Here is a 5038-nt window from a genome sequence, read left to right on the forward strand (position 1 = left end):
GGTGGTGAGGGTTGCGGTCACCCGCGTGCAGGAAAGCCGGAATGACTTGGTGGGTCCTAAGCAACCCGAAGCTTCGATCTTCTGAAGCGTAAGAACTTAAGTGATCACCGACTGCCACAAGCGGATTTTCTGATCTCTCACTCATCCTGCGGTGCTGCGCAGCAGCCTAGAAAGAGCCCGCCAGGGATCACCGTGACCTCTGGAGATCTCCTTCGAGGCCTACTCTGTGGCACCGCAGGATGAGGGGGAGGTTGGGACGATCAGCAAACATATTCGGCGCGTCGCCGACGTCCTCCTCCAGCGGAGACCGGATCGCCCGTCAGGACTTCCAAGGGTAAGCGGTGAGGAACCGCCCCTGCGTAGCGCTGGCGACTTCCCAAACGCTGCGGAGCGACATGACACGTCGATCCGGTGCTTCCAGGGGGCCTTCGAAGACGCGGCGCGGCAGGCCGAGGGGAACCACCACGGCGCGCCCCGGCCAATGATCGACCGCGTGTCTCACCAGATCACCCGCGAGCCGTTCGGGCTCCTCCGCGGCATAGCCGAAGGCCAGCAGATACTTGGCTTTGGAGGCGCCGTCGGTATGCAGAGGGTTGAGCAGGTAGCTGACGATCTTGGGCCATTCGACGGTCCAGACGATCGCTTCGACGTCGGCGGTCACACCGGGGCGCGCTCGACGAGTCTGATGTCCCCGGGCCGAACCGTCGCAAGCGCGCCGACGGGTGTCGGAAACTCGACCACGTAGGCCTCACCGTCGCGATAGACGCCGACGATGGTTCCCTCCGTGCCCGGTGCCAGCACATCGCCATCGTCGCTGGTCGCAGCCGTCATCAATGCAACCCGGTCGAGATCCCGAAGATCCGACCGCGATGCGTCCTGCCGAAACTGGTAGGCGAATTCCAGCGTCATGGCAGCATGATAGGCGCGCGCCGGGATTGCGCAAGCACCGTTTCCGAAGACCAAGCTGAAGACTATCGGTCTCCCGAGAGCCGGCGTCACTAGTCTTTCCCCCCCGCAGCCTCATCCTGAGGCGCCGAAGCGAAGCAGAGGCCTCGAAGGAGGCCTCCAGCCAGCAACGCAATCCCTGGAGGCCTCCTTCAAGTCTGCTGCGCAGCACCTCAGGATGAGGTTGAGGTTTGGGATCGCACAGTCAGAAACGCAGCTGAGACCCGCGACCCTGCTTTTAATCGCGCAAGACTAAGTAGCTTCGGCCGTCAGGCGACCCGCCGCATCACCAAACTCGCATTCGTCCCACCAAACCCAAACGAGTTCGACAGCACCACGTCCACCTGCTTGCGCTTCGCCTCGAACGGCACGAGGTCGATCTTGGTCTGGACGGAGGGGTTGTCGAGGTTGAGCGTCGGCGGGATCACGCCGTCGCGCAGGACGAGGATCGAAAAGATCGCCTCGACCGAGCCGGCGGCGCCGAGCAGGTGGCCGACCGAGCTCTTGGTGGAGGACATCGTCGCGTTGGCGGCGGCATCCCCCAAAAGACGCTCCACGGCCTTCAGCTCCAGCTCGTCGCCCATGGGCGTCGAGGTGCCGTGGGCATTGATGTAGCCGATCTCGGCGGGCGAGATGCCGGCGCGCTTCACGGCCGCGGTCATGCAGCGGAAGGCGCCGTCGCCGTCCGGGGACGGGGAGGTGATGTGGTAGGCGTCGCCCGAGAGGCCGTAGCCGACCACCTCGGCGTAGATCTTGGCGCCCCGGGCCTTGGCGTGCTCGTACTCCTCGAGCACGACGATGCCGGCGCCCTCGCCCATGAGGAAGCCGTCCCGGTCGCGGTCGTAGGGGCGGGAGGCCTTCTCCGGGGTGTCGTTGAAGCCGGTGGTCAGCGCCCGGCAGGCCGAGAAGCCGGCGATCGACAGGCGGTTGACCGGCGATTCGGCCCCGCCCGCCACCATCACGTCGGCGTCGCCGAGCGCCACCAGGCGGCTCGCGTCGCCGATGGCGTGGGCGCCGGTGGAGCAGGCCGTGACCACGGCGTTGTTCGGGCCCTTGAGCCCGTAGGCGATCGAGACCTGGCCGGAGGCGAGGTTGATGATCCGGCCCGGGATGAAGAACGGCGAGATCCGGCGCGGGCCCTTCTCGTGGAGGGTGATCGCGGCGTCGTAGATGCCGCCGATGCCGCCGATGCCGGAGCCGATCAGCACGCCGGTGGCGCACTGGTCCTCGTGGCTCTTGGGGTGCCAGTTGGCGTCCTTCAGGGCCTCGTCGGCCGCCGCCATCGCGTAGACGATGAACGGATCGACCTTGCGCTGCTCCTTGGGCTCCATCACCGCGTCGGGGTTGAAGGTGCCGTCGGTGCCGTCGCCGAACGGGACCTGCGCGGCGACCCGGCAGGGCAGGTCGGCGGATTCGAAGCCGCGGATCGGGCCGGCGCCGCTGTCGCCCGCGATCAGCCGGCTCCAGGTGTGCTGCACCCCGCTGCCGAGCGGCGTGACCATCCCCAGACCCGTGACCACCACCCGCCGCATGCTACCTGTCCCGTCTCAAGAACCGTCTTGGGACGCGCTCCCCCCGCCGCCATCGACGCCGGCCCGGTGCCGGAGCGCATCTCGAACAACCGATCGCGGCCGGATCGGTGCCACCGAACCGCGAAACGCAGAACGGCGCGGGGGCTGCTTCGCCTCACCCGCGCCGCGTGAAACCGAATCCGGCGCCTCAGGCGGCCGAGTTCTTTTCCAGGAACTTCACCGCGTCGCCGACCGTCTGGATGGTCTCAGCGGCGTCGTCCGGGATCTCGACGTTGAATTCTTCCTCGAAGGCCATGACCAGCTCGACGGTGTCGAGGCTGTCGGCACCGAGGTCGTCGATGAAGTTGGCGCTCTCGACCACCTTCTCGGGCTCGACGCCCAGATGCTCGACGACGATCTTCTTCACGCGCTCAGCGATATCGCTCATCGGTCTTCCGTCCTCGTCCTTTTGGTCTGTCAGTCTTCTCGGGGTGCCGTGGCCGCGCCGCGCCCCTTCGGGCTTGTTGGCGAGCCGGTGTCGATCGCGCGTGTTTCGAGGTGAACTGGGAGGGCCCCGCCGGGGGGCCTTGGACTGAAAACCCGCTGAACCGTCAACCCCCTGTACGGCTGCGGGGCGTGGTAGCACAGGGTTCCCGCCCTGGCGAGAGCCGTTCAGAATCCCTTCATCGGTGTGGCCCGCGCGTGTCTAAGACATCGCTTCGGGCCTAGAACATCGCCATGCCGCCGTTCACGTGCAGGGTGTGGCCGGTGACGTAGGCCGCTTCCGCGGACGACAGGTAGATGCAGGCGGCGGCGACCTCCGCGCCCTCGCCCAGCCGCCCGGCCGGCACCCGGGCGAGGATGCCCTCGCGCTGCTTCTCGTTGAGCGCGTCGGTCATCGGCGAGCTGATGAAGCCCGGCGCGATGCAGTTGACCGTGATCCCGCGCGAGGCGACCTCGGCGGCGAGCGCCTTGGTCATGCCGACCAGGCCGGCCTTGGCGGCGGCGTAGTTGCCCTGGCCGGGATTGCCGGTCGAGCCCACCACCGAGCCGATGTTGACGATCCGTCCGGAGCGGCGGCGCATCATGCCCTTCACCGCCGCGCGCGAGAGCCGGAAGGCCGCGGTGAGGTTGACGGCGAGCACCTGCTCCCACTCGTCGTCCTTCATCCGCATGAACAGGTTGTCCCGGGTGATGCCGGCATTGTTGACCAGGATGTCGAGGGGCCCGATCGCCGCCTCGGCCGCCGGCACCAGGCCCTCCACCGAGTCCTTGTCGGAGAGGTCGGCCGCCACCGGACTCGCCCGCTCGCCGAGTTCCGCGGCCAGGGCCTCCAGCGCCGCGGGCCTCGTGCCGGACAGCGCCACGGTGGCGCCCTGGGCGTGCAGCCCCCGGGCGATCGCCTGGCCGAGGCCGCCGGTGGCGCCGGTCACGAGGGCTTTCCGGCCGGTGAGATCGAACATGCGGGACTCCCTTTGTCCTAGAGCGTGAACGCCGCCACGTCCGCGGGCGTGCCGACGGCCGCGGCGCGGGCCTGGGGCGCGATGCGCTTGACCAGGCCGGTGAGCACCTTGCCGGCGCCGAGCTCGTAGAACTGGTCGGCCCCCGCGGCCGCCATGGCGGCGACGCTCTCGCGCCAGCGCACCGTGCCGGTGACCTGCTCGACCAGGGCGGCCCGGATCGCGTCCGGCTCCGCGACCGGGGCCGCGGTCACGTTGGCGTAGAGCGGCACCCGGGGGGCGTTCAGGGTCACGGCGGACAGCGCCTGCGCCATCGCGGCGGCGGCGGGCGCCATCAGGCGGCAGTGGAACGGGGCGGAGACGTTGAGCATCACGGCGCGCTTGACCCCGCGCTCCGTGGCGATGCCGACGGCGCGCTCCACGGCCGCCCGGTCGCCCGACAGCACCACCTGGCCGCCGCCGTTGTCGTTGGCGACGTCGCAGGCCGCGCCGTCCGATTCGAGCGAGGCCGCCTCGGCGATGCCGCGGGCCGCCTCGACATCGGTGCCGATCAGGGCCGCCATCGCGCCCACGCCCGGCGCCACCGCCGCCTGCATGGCCTCGCCGCGCAGGCGCAGCAGCCGGGCCGCATCCGCGATCGACAGGCTGCCGGCGGCCGCGAGCGCCGCGTACTCGCCGAGCGAATGCCCGGCCACGCAGGCGACGTCCCGGGCGAGGTCGAGGCCGCGCTCGGCCTCCAGCACGCGCAGGACCGCGAGGCTCGCCGCCATCAGGGCCGGCTGGGCGTTGGTGGTGAGGGTCAGGTCCTCGACGGGCCCGTCGAACATCAGCCGGGAGAGCGGCTGGGACAGGGCGTCGTCGACTTCGTCGAGCACGGCCCGCGCCTGCGGGAACGCGTCGGCCAGCGCCTTCGCCATGCCGACCGCCTGGCTGCCCTGGCCGGGAAAGATGAGTGCGCGCATGGCTTGTCTTGATCGCTCTCGCCGGGCGGCGCGCGAACGCCGCCCGTGTCGGCCGAAACTCTCGAATGGGGCGCGCACTCGCACCCGGGGCAGCGGGTGTCAACAATGCGTCGCACAATCCGCCACCCGCCCGGACCCTGCCCGCCGCGAAGCCCCGCAG

Annotated in this window: 6 protein-coding genes; all 6 read right to left on the minus strand. The window is 69.7% G+C overall.

Going from position 1 to position 5038, the window contains the following annotated elements:
• Positions 1–319 precede the first annotated feature (319 nt).
• The 6 genes from FV233_RS28050 to fabD all read right to left on the minus strand — a co-directional run bounded on the left by FV233_RS28050 (position 320) and on the right by fabD (position 4878).
• Positions 320–661: a DUF6883 domain-containing protein gene (locus FV233_RS28050; protein ID WP_147856665.1), complete on the minus strand. Its 342-nt coding sequence runs from the start codon at positions 659–661 to the stop codon at positions 320–322.
• The gene (locus tag FV233_RS28055) at positions 658–909 is read right to left on the minus strand and encodes a DUF4926 domain-containing protein (RefSeq protein WP_147899481.1); all 252 of its coding nucleotides are present in this window, start codon (positions 907–909) and stop codon (positions 658–660) included. The genes FV233_RS28050 and FV233_RS28055 overlap by 4 nt, the downstream gene beginning before the upstream one ends.
• Before the next feature lie 305 nt (positions 910–1214).
• Positions 1215–2477, minus strand: a complete 1263-nt coding sequence (gene fabF / locus FV233_RS28065; protein ID WP_147856663.1) for a beta-ketoacyl-ACP synthase II — start codon at positions 2475–2477, stop codon at positions 1215–1217.
• Between the two features lie 187 nt (positions 2478–2664).
• Positions 2665–2904 (minus strand): acyl carrier protein, encoded by a 240-nt coding sequence (locus tag FV233_RS28070; protein WP_007559070.1) that lies wholly within the window; start codon positions 2902–2904, stop codon positions 2665–2667.
• A gap of 277 nt (positions 2905–3181) precedes the next feature.
• Complete coding sequence (gene fabG, locus FV233_RS28075) at positions 3182–3919, minus strand: 3-oxoacyl-[acyl-carrier-protein] reductase (protein WP_147899482.1); 738 nt, start codon at positions 3917–3919, stop codon at positions 3182–3184.
• Positions 3920–3936: 17 nt separating this feature from the next.
• On the minus strand, positions 3937–4878 hold the full coding sequence (fabD, locus tag FV233_RS28080; protein ID WP_147899483.1) for an ACP S-malonyltransferase: 942 nt from the start codon (positions 4876–4878) through the stop codon (positions 3937–3939).
• Positions 4879–5038 lie beyond the last annotated feature (160 nt).

The organism is Methylobacterium sp. WL7 (genome assembly GCF_008040085.1).
GTDB classification, from domain to species: Bacteria; Pseudomonadota; Alphaproteobacteria; order Rhizobiales; family Beijerinckiaceae; genus Methylobacterium; species Methylobacterium mesophilicum.